The following is a 20,679-nucleotide window of genomic DNA, read 5'->3' on the forward strand; positions in this document are numbered from 1 at the left end:
AATGACCCAGCACGCATCCTTCAGCACCTCCGGCTTCTTCAGTCAGGAGATCGCCGACGCCTATGACCGTCGCAACGCCGGTCTGAAGCCCATCTCGGACAGCCTGCATTTCCTGATGCGGCTGACACTGGCGGACCTGCCCGCCGAGGCGCGGGTGCTGTGCGTGGGCGTGGGCACCGGCGCGGAAATCCTGTCGCTGGCCGACGCCTTCCCCGGCTGGACCTTCGTCGGGGTCGATCCCTCCGCCGAGATGCTGGACGTCGCCCGTCATCGGCTGGCGCAGGCGGGATTCACGGACCGCTGCGAGTTGATCCACGGCTATGTCGGGGATGTCGGCGAGACGGGCTTTGACGTCGTGGTCAGCCTGCTGGTCGCCCATTTCATCAAGCGTGAGGACCGGCCCGCCTTCTACAGCGCCATCCATGACCGGCTGAAGCCCGGCGGCCGCTTCCTCAGCGCCGAGATCAGCGGCGATCCGGACAGCCCCGAGTTCCCTGCCCTGCTGGCCGACTGGAAACAGGTCCAGACCCTGATGGGCGCCACACCGGACTCACTGGCCAACCTGCCCGGGATGATGCGCGAGGTGCTGGGCGTCCTGCCGGTCGCGGAGACCGAGGCCCTGTGGCGTCAGGCGGGCTTCCCCCTGCCCATCCCCTTCTTCCAGGCCTTCATGATCCGGGGCTGGCACGCGACCCGCGGCTAGATCGACTGGTGCGGGCGGCCGGGGTCGAACCGGCAAGGGCTTTCGCCCGACGGATTTTAAGTCACATCAATCTCGCCTAATATCCTGTTTTTGCATATTTAAATTCGGAAAACAAACCACTGTGTAACGACTGTGTAAGTGCTTCGGTCGCGCGCACGATATCGGACAGACGCCCGTCAAACGGTCGGCACGGTCCCCCCGTCGACGACAAGCTCCGACCCATGGATCGAGGAGGCGCGATCCGAGGCAAGGAAGGCGATGGCTTCGGCGACCTCATGAGGTTCAGCTCCCCGTCCGATCGCGATGCCGCCAAGGCCGGCGAGCACGAGCTGTCGCGCGTCCTCAAGCGTCCCGCCATTGGCGGCCTGTATGCGTTGCAGGAAGACGTCCGTGCCCTCGGTCATGATCCAGCCCGGCGAGACGGTGTTGACCCGCACACCCTTGGGGCCAAGCTCCTTGGAGATGGACTTGCTGTAGGTCCGCAGCGCGGCCTTGGCGGCGGCGTAGGCCGTGGTCGCGTCCGGCAGGGGCAGGACCGACTGGATGGAGGTGACGTGCACCACCGCGCCCGAACCCCGCTCGATCATCTGGGGGATCAGCAGACGGTCGAGACGAACGGCCGCCAGAAGGTTCAGGTTCAGCTCTGACAGCCAGTGATCGTCCGTCAGGGCGACGAAGCCGCCGCCGGGCGTGGCGGAGCCGCCCATCACATGGGCGAGGATATCGATGCCGCCCAGACGCTCGAGCGCCGCCTTGGCGAAAACCTCCCCGCCTGCGGCAGTCGTCAGGTCCGCCGGAACGAACTCGACGCCGTCGATGGGCTCAGGATTGGCGCGCGCCGAGGTGATCACCCGGGCTCCCCCGGCCAGAAAGCGATCGACGGTGGCGCGGCCCAGACCCTTGGTGCCGCCGCTGACGAGGACGCGCTTGCCCGCGAACTCGTTGGGATTGGCCTGGACGCTCATGCCGAGACATCCATGGTCTTGATCGCCTCGCCATCGAGCGTGACGCGGTAGGTGAAACGGATCGGGCTGCCCGGAAAGTCGCCATGGGCCGGACCTTCGAACACGACCACATCATCCTCGCGGCGAAGGGCGTCGGGGGTGAAGATCGCCTTGAGATCGACGACCATCTCCTGGAGCAGGGTGCGGATCTCGGCACGGCCCTCGAAGCGTTTGCCGTTGTCCAGCAGCACCGCGTCAGCGGCGAAGGTCTTCATCATGCCGTCGAGGTCGAGGCGGGCATTGGCCTCGACATAGTCGGCGATCGGGGAAGGGAGCTCTAACGACATCGTTCTGTCCTGCTTGCTGTGGTCGCAACCGGATGGCCGCGCCTTCGATGACGCCAAGGTAGAGGTGGACAGTTCGCGCGATAATCGGGACAAATCGGCACGAGTCGTCACGAAAAGCAGGACAATGATGAAGAGCAGCCTGACCGAACTGGACGCCGTTCTGGTCGTCGCCCGCTGCGGCAAGTTCCGAACAGCGGCGATCGAACTCGGCGTGTCGACGACCGCGCTCAGCAATGCGGTCGGGAAGATTGAGCGGACCCTCGGCGTCCGGCTGTTCAACCGGACGACCCGAAGCGTCTCCCTGACCGAGGCGGGGCAGCAGTTCGTCGCGCAGGTCGCTCCAGCCGTACGAGACATCCATGAAGCCATGGATGTCGTCCGCTCCCGGCAGGCCACTCCGTCAGGCACGCTGCGGATCAACGCCTTCCCGACAGCAGCGCGAGAAATCTTCTCGTCCCTCGTCCTGCCGTTCGTAAGCGAACACCCCCAGGTTCACATCGATGTCGTGACGGAGGGCCGGATGGTGGACGTCGTCGCGGGCGGTTTCGACTTCGGCATCCGCAGCGCCGACCGCGTGCCAGTCGACATGATCGCCGTGCCGCTCGGGCGCGCGCGACGAAACGTTGTGGTGGGCTCGCCGACCTATCTGGAAGCGCATGGGACGCCGATGGTCCCTCAGGACCTGCTGAACCACGCCTGTCTTCGCGTCCGTCTGCCCAATGGCGCGATCTATCGCTGGCCGTTCGAGAAGGACGGGCAATCGGTCCATATCGATGTCGAGGGCGCCCTTACGCTCGATGAGGCGGGCCTGGCCCGCACGGCCGTCCTGGCTTCGGTAGGCCTCACCCTCGCGATGGAATCCGATGTGCGGGAAGACATAGAGGCGGGCAGGCTTGTCCGCGTTCTGGAGGACTGGACGCCGACCCTGTCGCCCTTGAGCCTCTACTATCCCAGCCGTCGCAACCCGACCGCGGCCTTCAAGGCGTTCATCGACTTTGCGCGACGACATGGCGAAACAGGCGCCGGCTGACGATCAGGAGACGCCAGAAGCGACCGTTCTGCCAAAGATGGTGCGGGCGGCCGGGGTCGAACCGGCAAGGGCTTTCGCCCGACGGATTTTAAGTCCGTTGCGTCTACCAGTTTCGCCACGCCCGCAAACCGGTCCGGCTCTATAACAGGGCCGGACCACCGTCGCCACGCGGACGATCAGTTGGCGCCGGCGCTCAACGCCATCAGGGCGCCGAGACCCAGCAGCCACAGCAGGCAGATCAGCAAGCCGATGGCCGACGCGACGATGCCGCCGATGGCCAGCGGACGGCCATAGGTCTTGCCCAGGGCGATCAGGCCCAGCACCAGCCCCAGCGGCGCGATGATCCACGACACCAGGCCGACAATCGGGATCCAGCCGAGCAGAACCGCCACAATGCCCAGAACCAGCGAGGCGATGGCTAGGCCATTGGTCGGCTCGGGCGCCCTGCCCCGATTGAAGTCGTCGCTCATCCTGTCCCCCGAAGCGTCAGCGTGGATTCGCGCCAGCCTCGCATGGCGCGATCACGGATCAAAGCGACCTCAATGCGCCGCCTGACCGGCCGGTCGCATGGCCCGGAAGTCCACATCGGAATCGGCGATCAGCCACAGCAGGCCGGCCCAGGCGGCGACGTTCTGGGTCAGCTGGGCCGGATCAACCTTGTCCAGGGTGTCGTCCGCGGTGTGGTGCAGGTCGAAATAGCGGGTCCCGTCCTGCGCCAGGGTGAAGACCGGCACGCCCGCCTCGGCCAGCGGGCCGATGTCGACACCGCCGTGCAGTTCCGGCTCGGCCGAGGGCAGGACGCCGATCGGGTAAAGCACCTGCGTGGCGGCGCGCTGGAAGTCGGTGTTCTGGCCGCCCGGCGGCAGGCGCAGGGCATAGACACGGTCGGCGCCGAAATCGCTCTCGCCGGCGATTATGTGCTGCTCCACCGCCGCGCCGATGCCGCGCACATAGGCGCCGCCGCCGTTGCCGGTGTTGGTCGGCTGGGACACCTCTTCTGAGCCGTACAGGATCACGCGCAGGGTGCGGGCCGGACGGCGACCGCTCTCGGCGATGACCTTGGCGGCGGCCAGGGTGATCGCCCCACCCGAGCCGTCATCGATGGCGCCGGTGCCCAGATCCCAGCTGTCCATGTGCGAGCCCAGCACGACGATCTCGTTCGGACGCGAGACGCCGGGAATGTCGCCGATCACGTTCTGGGACACGGTCTCATAGGTGTGGGCGGTCGAGGACAGACTGACCCGCACCGTCTCGCCCAGCGCGATCAGGCGCGACAGCTGGTCGGCGTCGGGCGCCGACAGGGCGAAGCCCGGCAGGGGCACCCGGCCCTCGACATAGCGGGTGGTGCCGGTGTGCGGCATGCGGTGCTCGTCCGAACCGGCCGAGCGCATGATGAAGGCCACCGCCCCCTTGGACGCCGCCGCGCCCGGCCCGCCGCTGCGGATGCGCGAGAGGAGGCCGTAGCCGCCGCCGTCCTGCATGCGGACCATCTGGCCCGCGTCGACGAAGGCGATCTTGCCCGCCAGCGATCCGGCCGGGGCGGCGTTCAGGGCTTCGAGGCTGTCGAAACGCACCACATCCGCCTCGATCACGCCGTTGGTGCCGGGCGAATGGCCCAGCGCGGCGACGACCAGACGCTGCGGTCGGGCGCCGACGATGCTGGCGCTCTCCTCGCCCCGCTCCCAGCCGACCAGCGGGAAGGTCTCGATGCGGACGTTGCTGAAGCCGTGCTCGCGCATGTAGCCGGCGGCCCAGGCGGCGGCGTCCTGCTCGGACTTCGAGCCCGCCGGGCGCGCACCGAAGCGGGTCGTCAGCTGGGTGACGTAGTCCAGCGCGATGTTCTGCTCGAGCGCCGCGTCGCGGACCTGCGCGGCCCGCTGGATGGTCGCCGCGTCCTGGGCGAAGGCCGGAGCGGCGAGGCTCAGCGCAAGCGCGCTGGCGGCGAGAAGACGGGCGGACAGGCGCATGGCGACTCCGGGGGACTCAGATTGGAGCCGGACCCTAGACCCACATTCGTGGGCCGGGAAGAACGTCCGGCCACGGGATGTCAGCAGCGAATTCGCCGCCCGTCAGACGCTCAGGCGTCGCCCTTGACCCACACCTCGACCGGCCCCTGCAGCTTGACGGTCAGGGCCTTGCCGCGACGGTCGACGCGGTTGCCGACGGCCAGACGGACCCAGCCTTCCGAGATGCAGTATTCCTCGACGTTGGTCTTTTCCTCGCCCTTGAAGCGGACGCCGATGCCCTGCGCCAGCAGGTCGGCATCGTGGAATTTGCTGTCGGGATCGACGGACAGGCGGTCGGGCAGATCGGTCATGGCTTGGCTCTTCGGCAAATCAGCCGCCGCCTTTAGCCGGTCCGGAGCCGCGCTCCAAGCTCTTGACCTGACCCGAGGTCAATCGACTAGGTTCGTTGCAAATCACTACGGACCCGTCCGATGACCGATCTCATCATCCGCGACTTCACCGCCCCGGCCAGCGACGGCTACCCGCTGTCGATGCGGCTGGTCTCCGCGCCGGAACCGACCGTGGCGGTGCTGATGAGCTCCGGCACCGGCTTTCCCAAGGGCTTCTACGACCGTTTCGCCCGGCATCTGGCGGGCAAGGGGGCGGCGGTCCTGACCTATGACTTCCGCGGCATCGCCGGATCACGGCCCGATGATCTGGCCGCTATGAAGATGGACTATGTCGACTGGGGCCGGCTCGACATGCCCGCCGCGCTGGACGCCCTGATCGAGGCCGCGCCCGGCCTGCCGGTCATCCACGTCGGCCACAGCGTCGGCGGTCATTTCCTCGGCTTCATGCCCAATCAGGACCGGATCGCGAAACACGCCTTCGTCTCGGTCGGCAGCGGCTACTGGGGGCGGCACCACCGCGCCTACAATCCGCTGGAGCTGTTCTTCTGGCTCGGCTTCGGCCCGGCAAGCCTGGCCCGGCGGGGCTATATCAAGGGCGGCGGCCTGTGGGCCGGGACGGACCTGCCGCGCGGCGTCTTCCAGACCTGGCGGCGCTGGTGCCTGAAGGCGCCCTATTTCCTCGATGAGCTGAAGGACCAGCTCAAACCGCATCATTTCGACGCCGTCACCGCGCCGATCCACTCGTGGATCTTCACCGACGATCCGATCGCCACCCCGGTGACCGGACCGATCCTGATGCAGGTCTATCCCAACGCGCCGCGTGCGATGACCGTCCTGTCGCCCGCCGATCTCGGCGTGAAGCGCATCGGTCACGAGGGCGCGTTCCGGAAGGGTATGGAGCCCCTGTGGGACAGGATTTTCGATCAACTGGTTGAACCGGCCCCGTCACGGCATAGGTAAGCGCCTCCCCTTCCCGGAGCCTTCCCATGACCAACCAGCCCGTCCTCACCATCGACGGCCACGCCATCCCCCTGCTGGGCTTCGGCACCTGGAACCTCGAGCCCGCGGACGCCCGCAAGATGGTCGCCGAGGCCCTGCGTATCGGCTACCGCCACATCGACACCGCCTGGATCTACAAGAACGAGGCCGCGGTCGGCGACGGCATCCGCGACGCCATCGCCGCCGGCCATGTGAAGCGCGAGGACATCTGGCTGACGACCAAGATCTGGGTCGCCCACTTCCACCGCGCCGATCTGCTGAAACAGGCGAAGGAGTCCGCCGAGGCGCTGGGCTTCACCCCCGACCTGCTGCTGCTCCACTGGCCCAAGCCCGAGCCGTCGTTCGAGGAGACGCTGGGCGCCCTGAACGAGGCGCTGGAGCAGGGTTTCACTAAGAGCATCGGCCTGTCGAACTTCCCCTCGACCGAGTTCGCGCGCGCCCAGAGCCTGTCGAAGGCCAAGCTGGTCACCAACCAGGTCGAGTACCACCCCTACCTCAAGCTGACGAAACTGCTCGCCACGGCGAAGGAGCTGGGCTCCTCGATCACCGCCTGGTCGCCGCTGGCCCAGGGCAATATCGCCACCGACCCGACCCTGATCGAGATCGGCGAGGCCCACGGCAAGTCCGCCGGCCAGGTCACCCTGCGATGGCTGATCCAGCAGGGCGTCATCGCCATCCCGCGCACCAGCAAGGTCAGCCGCGCCGAAGAGAGCTTCGCCATCTTCGACTTCGAACTCTCGGCGGAGGAGATGGACCGCATCCACTCGCTGGCCCACCCCGACGGTCGCCTGGGCGACTGGATTGATCCGGCCTTCAAATGGGATGAAGAATGGGCGTAACGCGCCCCGCCTGAGAGGGCGTTGTACCGGGAGGTTTCAATGGGTTCGGTGCACGGATTTCCGGGCGTCGATCCGTCGGACGCGGCGGTCGGCGCAAGGCTGAAACGATGGCGCGAACAGCGCGGCATGACGCTGGACGACCTCGCCCGGCATCTGGACATCACCCCCGAAGAGGCCCGCCGCATCGAGGCGGGCCGCGCCCATCTGGACAGCCTCGGCGTCGGCGCCGCGACCACCGCCCTGCGCCTGCCCCTGTGGGCGCTGGTCTCCGACAGCCGGGCCTACTGAATGCAGGGACCGCGCACCGCCCTGATCTGGCGCGCGGTCTTCGCCGGTCTCGGCTGGGCGACGTTGGCGCTCCAGTACGGCCTGATGCTGACGACCAATCCCGGCATGAGCCCCGTCGGGCTGACCGTGAACTTCTTCAGCTACTTCACCATCCTGACCAATGTGCTGGTGGCGCTCGCCATGACCCTGCCGGTCGTCGCCGCGAACCGCCCCCTCGGTCGCTGGGCCGCTTCGTCAGGGGTCCGCGCAGGCGTGACCCTGTACGCCGTGGTCGTCGGGCTGGTGTACCACTTCCTCCTGCACGCCACCTGGAACCCGCAGGGCTGGGCCCTGATCGCCAATATCGGCCTGCACTACGTCATGCCGGTCGCCATGCTGCTGGACTGGCTGCTGTTTACGCCCAAGGGCCAGCTGCGCTGGAACGACGCCGGCAAGTGGCTGGCCTTCCCCCTGCTCTACGGCGGCTGGACCGTGATCCATGGCCTCGCAACCGACTGGTGGCCCTACTGGTTCATCGACGTCCCGGCGCGGGGCTGGATCAAGGCCGGCGCCGCCTTCGCGGGCCTGCTGGTCTTCTTCTGGCTGGTCGGCCTGATCGTCGTGGCGATCGACCGCAGGCTTGGACGGCGTGACAGGAGCGCCGCGTCCGCCTAAGCCTCGCCGCATGGCCTACAAATCGCTGCGCGACTTCATCGACATCCTCGAAGCCGAGGGGGAACTGGTGCGGGTGACCGAGCCGGTCTCCACCCATCTGGAAATGACCGAGATCCAAACCCGGCTGCTGCGCAACGGCGGCCCGGCGGTGATCTTCGAGAAGCCGGTCATGCCCGACGGCACGATCAGCCCCATCCCCTGCCTGGCCAATCTGTTCGGCACGGTGAAGCGGGTCGCCATGGGGGTGACGCTGGAGAAGAAGTCCCGCACCACCGCCGCCGAACTGCGCGAGGTCGGCGAGCTTCTGGCCTTCCTGCGCAATCCGACGCCGCCGCGCGGCTTCGGCGACGCCATGGAGATGCTGCCACTGGCCCAGACCGTCATGGCCATGCGCCCCAGGACGGTGAAGACCGCCCCGGTGCAGCAGGTCGTGCTGAAGGGCGACCAGATCGACCTGACCTCGCTCCCGATCCAAGGTTGCTGGCCCGGCGAGCCCGCGCCGCTGATCACCTGGGGCCTGGTCGTCACCAAGGGCCCGTCCGACGCCCGCGAGGACGACTTCAACCTGGGCATCTACCGGATGCAGGTGCTGGGCAAGGACAAGGCGATCATGCGCTGGCTGGCCCACCGCGGCGGCGCCCAGCACTACGCCCGTCACAAGAAGACCGGCTCGCGCGAGCCCCTGCCCGCCGCCATCGTCCTCGGCGCCGATCCGGGCACCATCCTGGCCGCCGTCACGCCGGTGCCGGACACCCTGTCGGAGTACCAGTTCGCCGGCCTGCTGCGCGGCGCCAAGGCCGAACTGGTCCCCTGCAAGACCGTGCCGCTGATGGTCCCGGCCCAGGCCGAGATCGTGCTGGAGGGCCACGTCCTGCTGGACGAGCACCACCCCGAGGGCCCCTACGGCGACCACACCGGCTACTACAACTCGGTCGAGACCTTCCCGGTCTTCCAGGTGACGGCGATCACCATGCGGAAGGACCCGATCTATCTGACCACCTTCACGGGCCGTCCGCCGGACGAGCCCTCGGTGCTGGGCGAGGCGCTGAACGAGGTCTTCATCCCCCTGCTGCGCCAGCAGTTCCCCGAGATCACCGACTTCTGGCTGCCGCCCGAGGGCTGCAGCTACCGCATCGCCGTGGTGTCGATGAAGAAGGCCTACCCCGGCCACGCCAAGCGCGTGATGCTGGGCGTGTGGAGCTACCTGCGCCAGTTCATGTACACCAAGTGGGTGATCGTCGTGGACGACGACATCAATGCCCGCGACTGGAAGGACGTCATGTGGGCCATCTCGACCAAGATGGATCCGGCGCGGGACATCACCCTGATCGAGAACACCCCCATCGACTATCTGGACTTCGCCAGCCCCGAGAGCGGGCTCGGCTCCAAGATCGGTCTGGACGCCACCGACAAGTGGGAGCCCGAGACCAAACGCGAATGGGGCGAGGAAATCCGCATGGAGACCGAGGTCGTCGACCGGGTTTCGGAGATGTGGGACCGCCTGGGATTGCCGGGTGACGGAACCCCGATCTGGAAATAGGCTGACCGCTCACTGATCGGCCCGGGGGACGGATGAGCGCGTTCGAGTTCCTGTTCAGCTTCTATGGCCTGCTGCTGGGCCTGAGCATCGCCGAGCTGGCGACGGGCTTCTCGCGGGCATGGGACCGACGCAAGACCGTCCCCATCGGCTGGGCCGCGCCCATGCTCGCCATTGTCCTGATGCTCGACCTCGTCAGCTTCTGGACCAACAGCTGGGGCATCCGGGACCGGATCGAGGTCGACTACTATGTGACCCTCACCGCCGCGGCCGTCGCCCTGTTCTACTATTTCGCCGCGACCCAGGTCTTCCCGCGGGAGGGATCGACGGTGACGCCGACCGATCATGTCATGACGCATCGCAGGAGCGTGGTGATCGCGGTCATTCTCAGCAACCTGCTGGTCACGGTCGGCTTCTGCATCGCGATGGGCTTCAGCTGGGCGCTCCTAGGCTACAACCTTCTGCTCAACCTGCCTTATTTCCTTTTGCTGACGGCGATCGGCTGGTTGCCGAGCCGACGCGGCGTCCTTATCGCCCTGGGCGTCTCGACCGCGCTTTCTCTGGTGTATCAGCCGCTGATGTTCGGCCTGGCGAGGCTGACGAACCTGTTCTCCTGACGCCTGCATCAGGCGCGGGCCGTTGGGGCGCCGTCGCCGGCCACCCTCTTTGGTGGTCCACAGATGCAACCGACTCGCAACCTTGGCCGTTGACCTGTCCGCGCGGCTGTTCGCGCAGCTTTCGACAGGGGTGTCTGATGATGAAAACCGGAATGCGTGCCCTGGCCCTGGCCACGGCGAGCGTGCTGACCCTCGGCCTTGCGGCCTGCGGCGATGGCGCCGGCAAGGAAGGCGGAGCCGCTTCGGTGGCCGAAGCCGCCGGCAGCACGGCGACGCAGGAGAAGTTCAACCACTATGTCGAAGGCTTCAACAAGCTGATCGACGACAACTGGGGCGTGAGCAAGAATTTCCACAGCTATCAGCAGCTCGACATTCCGAATAAATCCGCCAGCGATTCCATCTATTTCCCGGAAAACATCACCACCCTTGAAGGCGCCATCGAGGCCCTGAAGGAAGGGCGCGCGCTGAACGGCGGCAATCAGGCCAACGCGGCCGACGCGGCCGTCGACAAGCTGCTGCCGCGTCTGGAAGCGCTGCTGACCCAGTGGCGGACCCTGGATCCCTATTACGAGAGCCGCCGTTATCGCGAGGATGGCCTGGCCCAGGGCAAGGCGGCGGATGCCGACCTGAAGAGCGCCTATGAAGCCGCGCTCGCCGGGATCGAGGAATTCGACACCGCCCTGACCCAGTATCTGCGCGCCCGCGACGAGGCCCAGTTGGCCGCCTATCGCGCCGCCGGACACGGTGAACTGGCCTCGCTGATGGACGCCATGCAGAAGGCCGACCACTTCAGCGACTCGGTGATCGAGGGCAACAAGGCCGAGGCCGATCGCCAGCTGCCGGCCCTGGAGGCCGCCGTGGCCGAGGTCCGCAAGGCCGAAGCCACGCTGGCCGCTGACGACGGCAACAAGACCGAGTTCAATCTCATCGCCGACTATCTGGAAAGCATGATCGGCAACTACCGCGACTACAAGCAGAGCGACAGCGACAGCGATCGCGAGGACGTGGTCGACAGCTATAACCGCGCCGTCGGCCAGATGGGCGACGTCGAACACCCGGCCTGAACCGGCTGAACCCTGCCGACGGCGATCCCGGTCGCCGTCGGCCCTTGCCGAGAACACGCGCCGCCGCCTAGTTTGCCACGGCAAAGGTGGGGGCCATGAGCGCGTTCGAGTTCTTCTTCAGTTTCTACGGCCTGCTGCTCGGCCTGTCGGTGGCCGAACTGGTCGGCGGCTTCGCCCGCGTCCTGCATGAGAAGGAACGGGTTCGCTTCGGCTGGCTGACCCCCATGCTGGCCGCCTTCGTCGCTTTGGATGTCGCGACCTTCTGGAATCAGGCCTGGGTCATCTTCCGCGGCGCGCCGTTCAACCACGCCCTGCTGATCGCCGGCCTCATCATCGCCGCCACCTTCTATGTCGCCGCCAGCGTCACCTTCCCCCGCGTTTCGGCCGAGGGCAGCGCCGACCGGATCGACCTGACCGACCATTTCTGGCGTTACCGCCGCCTGGTCTTCGGCTGCATCATGGCCGCCAACATGATCGTCGGCCTGCTGTTCCTGACGCTGATGAGCGTGAACGACAGCTTCGCCGCCTTCTCCACCGTGCGGCTCTGGGTCGGTTTCGGCATCTTCTTCTTCGGCACGGCGACGGCGGCTTTCGCGCCGTGGAGGCCCGCTGTCGTCGGCGCGCTTCTCGTCGTGCTGGCCTACAGCGCCTGGGTCGTGGTCATGTCCGCTATCGGCCTGATCTCGCGCGGCGCCTGGGCGCCGGCGACCGGCCTCTACTGATCCAAACGGACAGCTTGCCGCAGGCGCGCATTTGGTCGAGGAAGGGCGCCATGCGCACGTCCCTGCTGATCGCCGCCGCCCTTCTGTTCGCGAGTCCCGCCATGGCCCAGTCCGTTTCCAACGTCGCCCCGTGGGACCAGCCCTTCCTGCCGCCCGCGCCGGAGTGGAACGGCGCCAGCCGTGACCTGCTGCGCGACGCCTCGGATCCTTGGGTCACCGCCTTCGAGGCCGACGCCGACCACGACTTCAGCCCGAACTATGTGGACACCCGCGCCTGGTTCGACCGTCTGGACGCCGCCAGCGACCTGATCCGCATCGAGCAGTTCGGCGTCTCGCCGGAAGGCCGCCCGATCTACGCGGTCATTGCCTCCAAGGACGGCGCGTCCTTCGATCCGTCCAAGCCCGTCCTGCTGGCCCAGGCGGGCATCCATCCCGGCGAGATCGACGGCAAGGACGCAGGCATGATGCTGCTGCGCGACATCGCGTTCTACGGCAAGGACGACCTGCTGGACCGGGTCAACCTGATCCTGATCCCCATCCTGTCGGTCGATGGCCACGAGCGCGCCGGCGCCTACAGCCGCCCGAACCAGCGCGGTCCGCGCATCCAGGGCTGGCGCAACACGGCGACCAACCAGAACCTGAACCGCGACTATCTCAAGCTGGACCAGCCCGAGATGCGGGCCGTGCGAGGCCTGATCGTGAAGTACCGGCCCGACCTCTACGTCGACATCCACGTCACCGACGGCATGGATTACCAGTACGACGTCACCTACGGCTACAACGGCGAGGACGGAGTCTATTCCCGGTCGCCCGCCACGGCCCAGTGGCTGGACAGCGCCTTCAAGCCCGCGATGAACGCCGCGCTGGAAGCCCGCGGCCACATCCCGGGTGAACTGGTCTTCGGCATTGACGACCAGAACCCGCGCGCCGGCCTGAACGACGGCGGGCTAGGCGAGCGGTTCTCGAACGGCTGGGGCTCCGCGGCCCACATCCCGACCATCCTGATCGAGAACCACAGCCTGAAGCCGCACGAGCAGCGCGTACTCGGCACCTACGTCTTCCTCGAACAGGCCATGCAGTTGCTGGCCGCCGAGGGCGCGGATCTGCGCGCCGCCGCCGCCGCCGACAGCGCCCTGCGCCCGACCGAGATCCCCGCCAACTTCCAGTCGGACCAGCAACCGACCGCCACCCGCGCCTTCAAGGGCATCACCTACGAGACCTACGACAGCCCCGCCTCGGGCCGTCGCGAAATCCGCTGGCTGGGCCAGCCGGACCCGCAGGTCTGGCAGATGCCCTTCTATTCCTCGCACCCGACCCTGACCCTGCGCCGCCCCGAGGCCTATTGGGTGCCGTCCTACCGAACCGACATTATCGAGCGCCTGCGAATCCACGGCGTGGCGATGGAGACGCTGGACGCACCGCGCACCGTGCCGGTGGAGATGCTGCGCCTGCAGGATCCCCGTCTGGCGACCCGCGCCAATGAAGGCCACGTCCAGATCAGCGTCGCCCAGGTGACGCCGGAGCGCCGGGACTGGACCTTCCCGACCGGCTCGGTCCGGGTGCCGACCGACCAGCCGCTGGGCACGATCGTCGTCCTGCTGCTGGAGCCGCAGTCGTCGGAGAGCTTCTTCGCCTGGGGCATGTTCCCCGAGGTGCTCAGCCGGGTGGAGTACATCGAGGGCTACGCCATCGCCCCGCTGGCCGAGCGGATGATGGCCGCCGATCCGGCCCTGAAGGCCGAGTTCGAGGCCAAGCTGGCGTCGGACGCCACATTCGCCGCCGACGGCGATGCGCGCCTGCAGTGGTTCTACGAGCGCACGCCCTTCTACGATGATCGCTACCGCCTCTATCCGGTGGCGCGCGAAAACTGACCATCACCCTGGGGAGGGACATCATGAGCATCGAACAGGCCCTGGCCTTTCACACCGAAGCCTTCCGGGCCGTCGCCCTGTGGGCCGGCCTGTCCCTGCTGTTCGTCCTGTGGCTGTCGATGCGGATCAGCGCGGGTCGGCGCAAGCTCAAGGTCTCCGTCGGCGACGGCGGCCATCCGGAACTGATCGCCTCCACCCGCGCCTTCGGCAACGCCATCGAATACCTGCCGCTGGCGCTGGTCGCGCTGGCGGTCGTCGCGGTCTTCTACAGCGCGGCCATCGTCCATCTGCTGGGCGGCGCCTTCTTCCTGGGCCGCGTCCTGCACGCCTGGGGCATGGGTCAGGAGAAGCAGCCGTCGCCGGGCCGTATGCTGGGCATGCTGCTGACCTATCTGGTCTTCGTCGGCTCGGCGGGCCTGCTGATCTTCGCCGCCGTCTTCTGACGGCGGTTGCGCCATCGCGGAGGCCCGGCCATATCGGGGCATGACCTCCCCGCGTGACGCCGCCGCCTCCGACATCCTGCCCGATCTGATCGCCGCCGCCCTGAAGGCCGGCGCGGACGCCGCCGAGGCCGTGACCTCCGAGCGCGCCTCCCTGTCCATCGGCGTCCGCAACGGTGCTCTGGAAGACGTCGAGCGCGAGGAAAGCCGTGACCTCGGCCTGCGCGTCTTTATCGGCAAGCGTCAGGCCACCGTTTCCGCCTCGGACCTGTCCGACAAGACCCGCGCCCGTCTGGTCGAGCGCGCGGTGGCCATGGCCCGTCTGGCCCCGGAAGATCCCTGGGCCGGTCTCGCGCCACAGGATCGTCTGGCGAAGGGGCCCTTCATCGACCTCGACCTCTACGACCCGACCGAACGCAGCGCCGCCGAGCTGGAGGCCGCCGCCGCCGCCGCCGAGGCCGCCGCCCTGTCCGTCGAAGGCGTCGCCAAGTCCGAGGGCGGCCACGCCGCCGCCTCGTCCAGCCGCTGGCGTCTGGTCACCTCGCACGGCTTCGACGGCGCCTATCAGGGCTCGGCCTTCTCGCTGGGCGTCGGCGTCATCGCCGAGAAGGACGGGGCCATGGAACGGGGCGGCGAGCATCGCGCCGTCCGCCACCTGTCCGACCTGCCCTCCGCCGAGGCCATCGGCGCCTTCGCTGGCAAGCGAGCGGTCGAGCGCACCGGCCCGCGCAAGATCGCCTCGACCACCGCCCCCGTGATCTTCGAGAACCGCATCGCGACGCAGGTCCTGTCGCCCCTGCTGGGCGCCATCTCCGGCGCCTCCATCGCGCGCGGCACCTCCTTCCTGAAGGAGCATCTGAACCAGCCCGTCCTGCCCAGGGGCGTGAACCTGATCGACGACCCGTTCCGCCCGCGCGGCCTCGGCTCCACCCCGTTCGATGACGAGGGTGTCGCCGTCTGGAAACAGTCGATCGTCGAGGACGGCGTCCTGACCACCTGGCTGATGAACAGCGCCAGCGCGGCCCAGCTGGGTCTGGCCTCGACCGGCCACGCCTCGCGCGGCCTGGCGGGACCTCCGGGCGTCTCGACCCACAACCTGCATCTGGAGCCCGGCGAGCAGGATCTGAACGGCCTGATGGGCGCCGCCGGGACCGGCCTGCTGATCACCTCCATGTTCGGCCCCTCGCTGAACGGCAACACCGGCGACTGGTCCGCCGGGGTGTCGGGCTTCTGGTTCGAGAACGGCCAGCGCGCGTATCCGGTCAGCGAGGTCACCGTCGCGGGCAATCTGAAGGACCTGTGGGCCCGTCTGGTCCCTGGCGCGGATCTGGAGTTCCGCGGCGGCTTCAACAGCCCCTCCCTGCTGTTCGACGCGGTGGCCATCGCGGGCAAATGACGGACTACGCGGCCGATCTCGAACTCATCCGCGACGCGGTCATCGCCGCCGGCGAACTGGCCCTGTCCGAGCGCGAGGCCGGTCTGAAAATCTGGTCCAAGTCCGGCGGCTCGCCCGTCACCTCGGCTGATCTGGCGGTGGACACGCTGCTGCGCGACCGCCTGCTGACCGCCCGCCCCGACTACGGATGGCTGTCGGAAGAAACCGCCGACGGTCCGGACCGCCTGACCAAGCGGCGCATCTTCGTGGTCGATCCCATCGACGGCACCGTAGCCTACATGAAGGACAAGCCGTGGTGGTGCATTCCCATCGCCGTGGTCGAGGACGGCCAGCCGGTCGCCGCCGTCATCCATGCGCCGATGCTGAACGAGACCTTCGTCGCCACGCGCGGCGGCGGCGCGACCCTGAACGGCAGGACGATCACCGCCTCCGACACCACCGATCTGGACGACGCCTCCGTCCTCGCTGACGCCCGGCTGATGGAAGGCCCGCACTGGCCCGAGCCCTGGCCGCCCATGCGCTACGAGAAGCGCAACGCCCTCGCCTACCGCATGGCGCTGGTGGCCGCGGGCGCCTTCGACGCCGCCATCGCCCTGACGCCCAAATGGGACTGGGACGTCTGCGCCGGCGCCCTGATCGCCGAGGAGGCCGGGGCGAAGGTCAGCGACCATCACGGCCGTCCCTGGCGCTTTAATCAGCCCGATCCGCGACAAACCAGCCTGATCTGCGCCGCGCCGGGCCTCCACCCGTTGATCCTGAGGCGCACAGGGCCTATTCCGCTCGCGCCCCGCTGATCCGTCCCTTCAGGTGATCTCAACCTGCTCGTGGGACGGTGACATCACAGACCGCCCTCCCCCGGGAACAAGAACATGACCACGAACGCCGATCCGGCCCAGCTTCTTCACATCGTCATCGGCGGCGAGCTGCGCCATCTGGACGCCCCCGTCTTCCGCGATGTGACCCAGATCGAGTTCGTCGGCGCCTTCCCCAGCTATGAGGAAGCCCGCAAGGCGTGGAAGGCCAAGGCCCAGGCCACGGTCGACAACGCCCACATGCGCTACTTCATCCTGCACGCCCACCGCCTGATCGATCCGCGCGGCGACGCCGCCTGATCGGAACGAACCGGGCCGCTCGGGCGCTTCCTGTGAAGCCACGGCCGCAAGGAGGGCCCGAGCATGGAAGCCATTCTGATCGTTCTGGCCCTGGGCGCCCTCGGCGTCGGGATCGTCGTCTGGGCTGTCCGCCGCAAGCCGGAGCGGACCCACAGCAACGCGCCGCTTGAATCCGACACGGCGTGGAACGATCCTGTCTCCCCAGCCAATGACGAGACCCCGCGCCCATGACCCTGTTCGGCCGCACCCTCGGTTTTGAAGAAATCGGCGCCCTGGTCTTCATGCTCATGGCGCTGGTCCTGTGGACCATCTCCATGCGCAACGAGCTGGCGTGGACCCGCTGGTTCCGGAACTGGGAGGCCGAGCGCAAGGCCCGCCGGGACGCCGAGCTGGCGGCGGAGAACCCGGACAAGCCGTCCGACACCCCGCGCGGCCCCTGGGGCTGATCGAGGGGCTGATCGGGGGGGCTGAGCCCTACTCCCGGCGCAGCAGCTTCTCGGTCAGCAGCGTGCCCCACCACTGCCCCTTGAACTCGGCGCGAATGGCCTTCGGGTCATAGGCCGGGCTGTCCACCCAATCGAGGAAGCTGACGCCCGTCGGCTCGACCTCCTTCAGGTATTTCTCCAGCGTATAGTCCAGCACCCCGGTCAGCCCCTCGCGGTGGTGCAGGTATTTCTTGTCCAGCTGCTTGATCGCCTCGCTGATCGGCTCGCCCAGATGGAAGTGGCGATAGAAGACCGCCATCATCCCCGCCCGGTCCGCGCCGGACTTGCAGTGGATCAGCACCGGATATTCGATCGTCTCGAACAAGGCCTTCGCCCGGTGCACGCGATCCGCCTGGGGCGCGTCCCGGCTGTCCAGCGGCGCATCGATCAGGGTCAGGCCCAGCTTTTCGCAGGCGTCCTTCTCCAGCGCATAATAGGCCTCGTCCCGCGCCCCGCGCAGGTTGATGACCGTCTTCACGCCCTGTGACTTCCAGTACGCCAGCTGACGCGGCGACGGCTGGTTGGTCCGCACCAGATCCGGCCCCAGCCAGTGGGCGTTCATGAACCACCGCCGCAGGAAGGCATGGTCCTTCCAGACATAGTCCCAGCGCGCCTTGAAGCGGCCGGCGGCGGTGGAGAGGTCGTAACTCGACATGGGTGCGGAGATAGAGGGTCGGAGGCTCCGCGTCATCCTCAACCACGACGAAGGGCCTTCCCGCTTGACTTCCTCCCCCCGTCGTCCGACCTCGGACCGATGACGACGCCCGCCCCCGCGACTGACGAGAAAGAGGCGCTGCGCCCGCTGCTGGGGCGTATCTGGCGCGACTACCTCTCGCACCACCGGACGCCGCTGTTCCTGTCCATCGTCTGCGCCGCCATCGTGGGCATCATGGCCGCCACGGTGCTGCAGCTGCTGCAACCGGCCATCGACGGCCTGTTCCTCGGTCGCCCCGTCACGATCTGGCGCGTCATCACCATCCAGCCGCAGGACGCCCTGCTGGCCATTCCGGGCATCATCATCGGCGCGGGCGTGATCTGGACCCTCGCGGCGCTCGGTCAGGCGGCGCTGGTCAACCGGCTCGGCCACGGCATCGTCGGCGACATCCAGGTCAAGCTGTTCGGCTCGATGATCCGCGCCGACCTGGCCCGCCTGCGCAGCCAGCATTCCGGCGGCTTCGTCGCCACCGTCCTGTTCGACGCCAATCTGGTGCGCGAGGCCTTCACCAACGGGGTGGTCAACTACACCCAGCACGGCCTGACCCTGATCGCCGTGCTCAGCTACATGGCCTGGACGGACTGGAAGCTGACCGCCATCGTCCTGCTCGGCGCCCCGGTCATCGCCTTCGTCCTGCAGCGGTTCGGCAAGCGGATGCGCAAGGCCACCACCGGCGCCATGCTCGAGACGGGCAACCTGTCGACCGCCCTGATGGAGAACCTGGACGGCGTCCGCCTGATCAAGATCGAGAACCGCGAGGCGGCCGAGGAGGCCCGCGTCGGCGAGGTGGTGAACCGCCGCCAGCGTCACGTCATCAAGTCCGCCGACTCCAGGGCCTTCGCCGGTCCCTTCTCCAATCTGGTCGCCATGGTCGTGGTCGCCGCCGTCATGGGCTATGCGGGCTGGCAGGCGCGTCAGGGCCAGATGAGCGTCGGCGCCTTCGCCGCCTACATCGGCCTGCTGATGTCGGCGGGCCAGTCGCTGCGTCAGGTGACGAACCTCCAGACCGTCATGGCCGAGGGCCTGACCGCCGCCCGCCGCCTGTTCAAATCGCTCGACATCCAGCCGGAAATCCGCGAGGCGCCCGACGCGGCGCCGCTGGCGCAGGGGCCGGTGACGGTGGCGCTGGATCGCGTCAGCTTCGCCTATGCTCCGGCGGCGGAAGGCGGCGCCCCCACCCTGTCCGACGTCTCCCTGACCGTTAAGCCGGGCGAGACCATCGCCCTAGTCGGCCCGTCCGGGGGCGGCAAGTCCACCATCCTCAGCCTGCTGCCGCGCTTCTATGACGTCACCGCCGGCGCCGTGACGATCAACGGCCGCGACATCCGCGAGCTGAAGCTGCAGGACCTGCGCAGCCGCATCGCCCTGGTGACGCAGGAGCCCTTCCTGTTCGACGACACCATCGCCGCCAACATCGCCTACGGCCGCCCCGGCGCCTCGCAGGCCGAGATCGAGGCCGCCGCCGCCAGCGCCGCCGCCCACGACTTCATCTCCGCCCTGCCGGAAGGCTATCTGACCCGCGCCGGCGAAGCGGGCCTTCGCCTGTCCGGCGGCCAGCGCCAGCGCGTCGCCATCGCCCGCGCCTTCCTGAAGGACGCGCCCATCCTGCTGCTCGACGAAGCCACCAGCGCCCTCGACACCGAGAGCGAGGCTCTGGTTCAGGCGGCGCTGGAGCGGCTGATGGAAGGCCGCGCCACCCTGATGATCGCCCACCGCCTGTCCACGGTCCGCAACGCCGACCGCATCTATGTCATCGAGGCCGGCAAGGTGGTCGAGCAGGGCTCGCACACCGCGCTGGTGAAGAAGGGCGGCCTCTACGCCCGTCTGGCGAAGCAGCAGTCGCTGGACGGAGATTCGGTGGAGGTGGTGTCGTGAGGCCCCTCCGCAATCCGGTCATCCAGAACACCCTCGCCTGGGTGCTCGCCCAGTGGATGCGCTTCTGTTTCGCCACCATTCGCTGGACACATCAGAACGAAGGCGTGGCCGAGGCGGTCTGGAAACAGGGCGGCGGCGTGTTGGCCGTCTTCTGGCATTCGCGCATCGGCCTGTCACCCGCCTGCTGGCCGCTGGACCGCGCCACCCCCGCCAAGGCCCTGATCTCGCTCAGCGCGGACGGCGAGTTCATCGCCAAGGCCGTGGCCCGGCAGGGTTTCCCCGCCGTGCGCGGCTCCTCCGCCAACAAGGACAAGGCCAAGGCGGCCAAGGGCGGGACGCAGGCCCTGCGCGACGGGCTGAAGCAGCTCAAGGTCGGCGGCCTGGCCATCACCCCCGACGGCCCGCGCGGCCCCGCCCGGCACATGGCCGAGGGCCTGCCCATGCTGGCGAAGATTTCCGGCGCCCCGGCCCTGTTCATCGGCCTCAGCTGCAATCCGGCCATCCGCCTGAACAGCTGGGACAAGGCCGTCCTGCCCCTGCCCTTCGGCAAGGGCGCCGTCGTCTGGGACGTGGCCGACTATCCCGAAGGTTCTGACATGGCCGACGTCGCCGCCGCCTGGACCGAACGGCTGAACGCGGTCGAGGCCGAGGCCGACGCCATCACCGGCCTGAAGCGGGTCTGACC

General features: G+C 68.1%; 25 protein-coding genes and 1 tRNA gene. 19 read left to right on the forward strand and 7 right to left on the reverse strand.

Going from position 1 to position 20,679, the window contains the following annotated elements:
- The first annotated feature begins 1 nt into the window (after window position 1).
- Window positions 2-703, forward strand: a complete 702-nt coding sequence (locus ACFQQC_RS07785; protein WP_376861354.1) for a class I SAM-dependent methyltransferase — start codon at window positions 2-4, stop codon at window positions 701-703.
- A gap of 176 nt (window positions 704-879) precedes the next feature.
- Here the strand turns inward: ACFQQC_RS07785 and ACFQQC_RS07790 are convergent, their stop codons facing one another.
- Together ACFQQC_RS07790 and ACFQQC_RS07795 are read right to left on the reverse strand one after the other, a co-directional pair.
- Complete coding sequence (locus ACFQQC_RS07790; protein WP_376861356.1) at window positions 880-1,668, reverse strand: SDR family oxidoreductase; 789 nt, start codon at window positions 1,666-1,668, stop codon at window positions 880-882.
- A complete protein-coding gene (locus tag ACFQQC_RS07795) occupies window positions 1,665-1,994 on the reverse strand; it encodes a nuclear transport factor 2 family protein (protein ID WP_376861358.1) in 330 nt (109 codons plus the stop codon). The genes ACFQQC_RS07790 and ACFQQC_RS07795 overlap by 4 nt, the downstream gene beginning before the upstream one ends.
- A 124-nt stretch (window positions 1,995-2,118) precedes the next feature.
- Here ACFQQC_RS07795 and ACFQQC_RS07800 point away from each other — a divergent pair, with 124 nt between their 5' ends.
- Window positions 2,119-3,024, forward strand: a complete 906-nt coding sequence (locus ACFQQC_RS07800; RefSeq protein ID WP_376861360.1) for a LysR family transcriptional regulator — start codon at window positions 2,119-2,121, stop codon at window positions 3,022-3,024.
- Window positions 3,025-3,062: 38 nt separating this feature from the next.
- Here ACFQQC_RS07800 and ACFQQC_RS07805 read toward each other — a convergent pair.
- The 4 genes from ACFQQC_RS07805 to ACFQQC_RS07820 form a co-directional block, all read right to left on the reverse strand.
- Window positions 3,063-3,149, reverse strand: a tRNA-Leu gene (locus ACFQQC_RS07805).
- Between the two features lie 51 nt (window positions 3,150-3,200).
- Entirely contained in the window at window positions 3,201-3,494 is a 294-nt protein-coding gene (locus tag ACFQQC_RS07810; protein ID WP_376861362.1) for a hypothetical protein, read from the reverse strand.
- A 69-nt stretch (window positions 3,495-3,563) separates the two neighbouring features.
- Window positions 3,564-4,991: a M20/M25/M40 family metallo-hydrolase gene (locus ACFQQC_RS07815; RefSeq protein WP_376861364.1), complete on the reverse strand. Its 1,428-nt coding sequence runs from the start codon at window positions 4,989-4,991 to the stop codon at window positions 3,564-3,566.
- Window positions 4,992-5,101: 110 nt separating this feature from the next.
- Complete coding sequence (locus tag ACFQQC_RS07820; RefSeq protein ID WP_376861366.1) at window positions 5,102-5,341, reverse strand: DUF3297 family protein; 240 nt, start codon at window positions 5,339-5,341, stop codon at window positions 5,102-5,104.
- A gap of 120 nt (window positions 5,342-5,461) precedes the next feature.
- Here ACFQQC_RS07820 and ACFQQC_RS07825 point away from each other — a divergent pair, with 120 nt between their 5' ends.
- The 15 genes from ACFQQC_RS07825 (at window position 5,462) to ACFQQC_RS07895 (ending at window position 17,365) form a co-directional block, all read left to right on the forward strand.
- The gene (locus ACFQQC_RS07825; RefSeq protein ID WP_376861368.1) at window positions 5,462-6,340 is read left to right on the forward strand and encodes a serine aminopeptidase domain-containing protein; all 879 of its coding nucleotides are present in this window, start codon (window positions 5,462-5,464) and stop codon (window positions 6,338-6,340) included.
- 26 nt (window positions 6,341-6,366) lie between these two features.
- On the forward strand, window positions 6,367-7,218 hold the full coding sequence (locus ACFQQC_RS07830; protein WP_376861370.1) for an aldo/keto reductase: 852 nt from the start codon (window positions 6,367-6,369) through the stop codon (window positions 7,216-7,218).
- A gap of 39 nt (window positions 7,219-7,257) precedes the next feature.
- Window positions 7,258-7,506, forward strand: a complete 249-nt coding sequence (locus tag ACFQQC_RS07835; protein WP_376861372.1) for a helix-turn-helix domain-containing protein — start codon at window positions 7,258-7,260, stop codon at window positions 7,504-7,506.
- On the forward strand, window positions 7,507-8,160 hold the full coding sequence (locus tag ACFQQC_RS07840; RefSeq protein ID WP_376861374.1) for a Pr6Pr family membrane protein: 654 nt from the start codon (window positions 7,507-7,509) through the stop codon (window positions 8,158-8,160).
- A 10-nt stretch (window positions 8,161-8,170) separates the two neighbouring features.
- Window positions 8,171-9,700, forward strand: a complete 1,530-nt coding sequence (locus tag ACFQQC_RS07845; protein ID WP_376861376.1) for a UbiD family decarboxylase — start codon at window positions 8,171-8,173, stop codon at window positions 9,698-9,700.
- A gap of 32 nt (window positions 9,701-9,732) precedes the next feature.
- Complete coding sequence (locus ACFQQC_RS07850) at window positions 9,733-10,314, forward strand: hypothetical protein (protein ID WP_376861378.1); 582 nt, start codon at window positions 9,733-9,735, stop codon at window positions 10,312-10,314.
- Window positions 10,315-10,466: 152 nt separating this feature from the next.
- A complete protein-coding gene (locus ACFQQC_RS07855; RefSeq protein ID WP_376861380.1) occupies window positions 10,467-11,378 on the forward strand; it encodes a DUF3829 domain-containing protein in 912 nt (303 codons plus the stop codon).
- A gap of 95 nt (window positions 11,379-11,473) precedes the next feature.
- Window positions 11,474-12,100 (forward strand): hypothetical protein, encoded by a 627-nt coding sequence (locus tag ACFQQC_RS07860; RefSeq protein WP_376861382.1) that lies wholly within the window; start codon window positions 11,474-11,476, stop codon window positions 12,098-12,100.
- A gap of 50 nt (window positions 12,101-12,150) precedes the next feature.
- Window positions 12,151-13,971 (forward strand): M14 family metallopeptidase, encoded by a 1,821-nt coding sequence (locus ACFQQC_RS07865; protein ID WP_376861384.1) that lies wholly within the window; start codon window positions 12,151-12,153, stop codon window positions 13,969-13,971.
- 23 nt (window positions 13,972-13,994) lie between these two features.
- Window positions 13,995-14,414 carry an MAPEG family protein gene (locus ACFQQC_RS07870; protein WP_376861386.1) on the forward strand — a complete coding sequence of 140 codons (420 nt, stop codon included), beginning with the start codon at window positions 13,995-13,997 and terminating at the stop codon, window positions 14,412-14,414.
- 40 nt (window positions 14,415-14,454) lie between these two features.
- Window positions 14,455-15,807: a TldD/PmbA family protein gene (locus ACFQQC_RS07875; RefSeq protein ID WP_376861388.1), complete on the forward strand. Its 1,353-nt coding sequence runs from the start codon at window positions 14,455-14,457 to the stop codon at window positions 15,805-15,807.
- Window positions 15,804-16,601, forward strand: coding sequence for a 3'(2'),5'-bisphosphate nucleotidase CysQ (locus ACFQQC_RS07880; RefSeq protein WP_376861390.1), 798 nt, complete (start codon window positions 15,804-15,806; stop codon window positions 16,599-16,601). The genes ACFQQC_RS07875 and ACFQQC_RS07880 overlap by 4 nt, the downstream gene beginning before the upstream one ends.
- Before the next feature lie 75 nt (window positions 16,602-16,676).
- Window positions 16,677-16,919 (forward strand): DUF4170 domain-containing protein, encoded by a 243-nt coding sequence (locus ACFQQC_RS07885; RefSeq protein WP_376861392.1) that lies wholly within the window; start codon window positions 16,677-16,679, stop codon window positions 16,917-16,919.
- A gap of 63 nt (window positions 16,920-16,982) precedes the next feature.
- Entirely contained in the window at window positions 16,983-17,150 is a 168-nt protein-coding gene (locus ACFQQC_RS07890) for a hypothetical protein (RefSeq protein WP_376861394.1), read from the forward strand.
- On the forward strand, window positions 17,147-17,365 hold the full coding sequence (locus ACFQQC_RS07895) for a hypothetical protein (protein ID WP_376861395.1): 219 nt from the start codon (window positions 17,147-17,149) through the stop codon (window positions 17,363-17,365). Before ACFQQC_RS07890 ends, ACFQQC_RS07895 begins: the two co-directional genes overlap by 4 nt.
- A gap of 28 nt (window positions 17,366-17,393) precedes the next feature.
- On the opposite strand, the gene ACFQQC_RS07900 is transcribed toward ACFQQC_RS07895, so the two are convergent.
- Window positions 17,394-18,059, reverse strand: coding sequence for a beta-lactamase hydrolase domain-containing protein (locus ACFQQC_RS07900; protein ID WP_376861397.1), 666 nt, complete (start codon window positions 18,057-18,059; stop codon window positions 17,394-17,396).
- 99 nt (window positions 18,060-18,158) lie between these two features.
- Between ACFQQC_RS07900 and ACFQQC_RS07905 the strand changes: the two genes are divergently transcribed.
- A complete protein-coding gene (locus ACFQQC_RS07905) occupies window positions 18,159-19,994 on the forward strand; it encodes an ABC transporter ATP-binding protein (protein ID WP_376861399.1) in 1,836 nt (611 codons plus the stop codon).
- Complete coding sequence (locus ACFQQC_RS07910; protein ID WP_376861401.1) at window positions 19,991-20,677, forward strand: lysophospholipid acyltransferase family protein; 687 nt, start codon at window positions 19,991-19,993, stop codon at window positions 20,675-20,677. The genes ACFQQC_RS07905 and ACFQQC_RS07910 overlap by 4 nt, the downstream gene beginning before the upstream one ends.
- The last annotated feature ends 2 nt before the right edge of the window (window positions 20,678-20,679 follow it).

Origin of the sequence: Brevundimonas sp. GCM10030266 (assembly GCF_042666595.1) — a bacterium.
In the GTDB taxonomy this organism is placed as follows: Bacteria; Pseudomonadota; Alphaproteobacteria; order Caulobacterales; family Caulobacteraceae; genus Brevundimonas.

What these genes read in the sequence shown, in the direction of transcription:
- ACFQQC_RS07785 (WP_376861354.1), top strand. Translation starts at nt 2, where the DNA reads ATGACCCAGCACGCATCCTTCAGCACCTCCGGCTTCTTCAGTCAGGAG.
- ACFQQC_RS07790 (WP_376861356.1), bottom strand. Translation starts at nt 1,668, where the DNA reads ATGAGCGTCCAGGCCAATCCCAACGAGTTCGCGGGCAAGCGCGTCCTC.
- ACFQQC_RS07795 (WP_376861358.1), bottom strand. Translation starts at nt 1,994, where the DNA reads ATGTCGTTAGAGCTCCCTTCCCCGATCGCCGACTATGTCGAGGCCAAT.
- ACFQQC_RS07800 (WP_376861360.1), top strand. Translation starts at nt 2,119, where the DNA reads ATGATGAAGAGCAGCCTGACCGAACTGGACGCCGTTCTGGTCGTCGCC.
- ACFQQC_RS07810 (WP_376861362.1), bottom strand. Translation starts at nt 3,494, where the DNA reads ATGAGCGACGACTTCAATCGGGGCAGGGCGCCCGAGCCGACCAATGGC.
- ACFQQC_RS07815 (WP_376861364.1), bottom strand. Translation starts at nt 4,991, where the DNA reads ATGCGCCTGTCCGCCCGTCTTCTCGCCGCCAGCGCGCTTGCGCTGAGC.
- ACFQQC_RS07820 (WP_376861366.1), bottom strand. Translation starts at nt 5,341, where the DNA reads ATGACCGATCTGCCCGACCGCCTGTCCGTCGATCCCGACAGCAAATTC.
- ACFQQC_RS07825 (WP_376861368.1), top strand. Translation starts at nt 5,462, where the DNA reads ATGACCGATCTCATCATCCGCGACTTCACCGCCCCGGCCAGCGACGGC.
- ACFQQC_RS07830 (WP_376861370.1), top strand. Translation starts at nt 6,367, where the DNA reads ATGACCAACCAGCCCGTCCTCACCATCGACGGCCACGCCATCCCCCTG.
- ACFQQC_RS07835 (WP_376861372.1), top strand. Translation starts at nt 7,258, where the DNA reads ATGGGTTCGGTGCACGGATTTCCGGGCGTCGATCCGTCGGACGCGGCG.
- ACFQQC_RS07840 (WP_376861374.1), top strand. Translation starts at nt 7,507, where the DNA reads ATGCAGGGACCGCGCACCGCCCTGATCTGGCGCGCGGTCTTCGCCGGT.
- ACFQQC_RS07845 (WP_376861376.1), top strand. Translation starts at nt 8,171, where the DNA reads ATGGCCTACAAATCGCTGCGCGACTTCATCGACATCCTCGAAGCCGAG.
- ACFQQC_RS07850 (WP_376861378.1), top strand. Translation starts at nt 9,733, where the DNA reads ATGAGCGCGTTCGAGTTCCTGTTCAGCTTCTATGGCCTGCTGCTGGGC.
- ACFQQC_RS07855 (WP_376861380.1), top strand. Translation starts at nt 10,467, where the DNA reads ATGCGTGCCCTGGCCCTGGCCACGGCGAGCGTGCTGACCCTCGGCCTT.
- ACFQQC_RS07860 (WP_376861382.1), top strand. Translation starts at nt 11,474, where the DNA reads ATGAGCGCGTTCGAGTTCTTCTTCAGTTTCTACGGCCTGCTGCTCGGC.
- ACFQQC_RS07865 (WP_376861384.1), top strand. Translation starts at nt 12,151, where the DNA reads ATGCGCACGTCCCTGCTGATCGCCGCCGCCCTTCTGTTCGCGAGTCCC.
- ACFQQC_RS07870 (WP_376861386.1), top strand. Translation starts at nt 13,995, where the DNA reads ATGAGCATCGAACAGGCCCTGGCCTTTCACACCGAAGCCTTCCGGGCC.
- ACFQQC_RS07875 (WP_376861388.1), top strand. Translation starts at nt 14,455, where the DNA reads ATGACCTCCCCGCGTGACGCCGCCGCCTCCGACATCCTGCCCGATCTG.
- ACFQQC_RS07880 (WP_376861390.1), top strand. Translation starts at nt 15,804, where the DNA reads ATGACGGACTACGCGGCCGATCTCGAACTCATCCGCGACGCGGTCATC.
- ACFQQC_RS07885 (WP_376861392.1), top strand. Translation starts at nt 16,677, where the DNA reads ATGACCACGAACGCCGATCCGGCCCAGCTTCTTCACATCGTCATCGGC.
- ACFQQC_RS07890 (WP_376861394.1), top strand. Translation starts at nt 16,983, where the DNA reads ATGGAAGCCATTCTGATCGTTCTGGCCCTGGGCGCCCTCGGCGTCGGG.
- ACFQQC_RS07895 (WP_376861395.1), top strand. Translation starts at nt 17,147, where the DNA reads ATGACCCTGTTCGGCCGCACCCTCGGTTTTGAAGAAATCGGCGCCCTG.
- ACFQQC_RS07900 (WP_376861397.1), bottom strand. Translation starts at nt 18,059, where the DNA reads ATGTCGAGTTACGACCTCTCCACCGCCGCCGGCCGCTTCAAGGCGCGC.
- ACFQQC_RS07905 (WP_376861399.1), top strand. Translation starts at nt 18,159, where the DNA reads ATGACGACGCCCGCCCCCGCGACTGACGAGAAAGAGGCGCTGCGCCCG.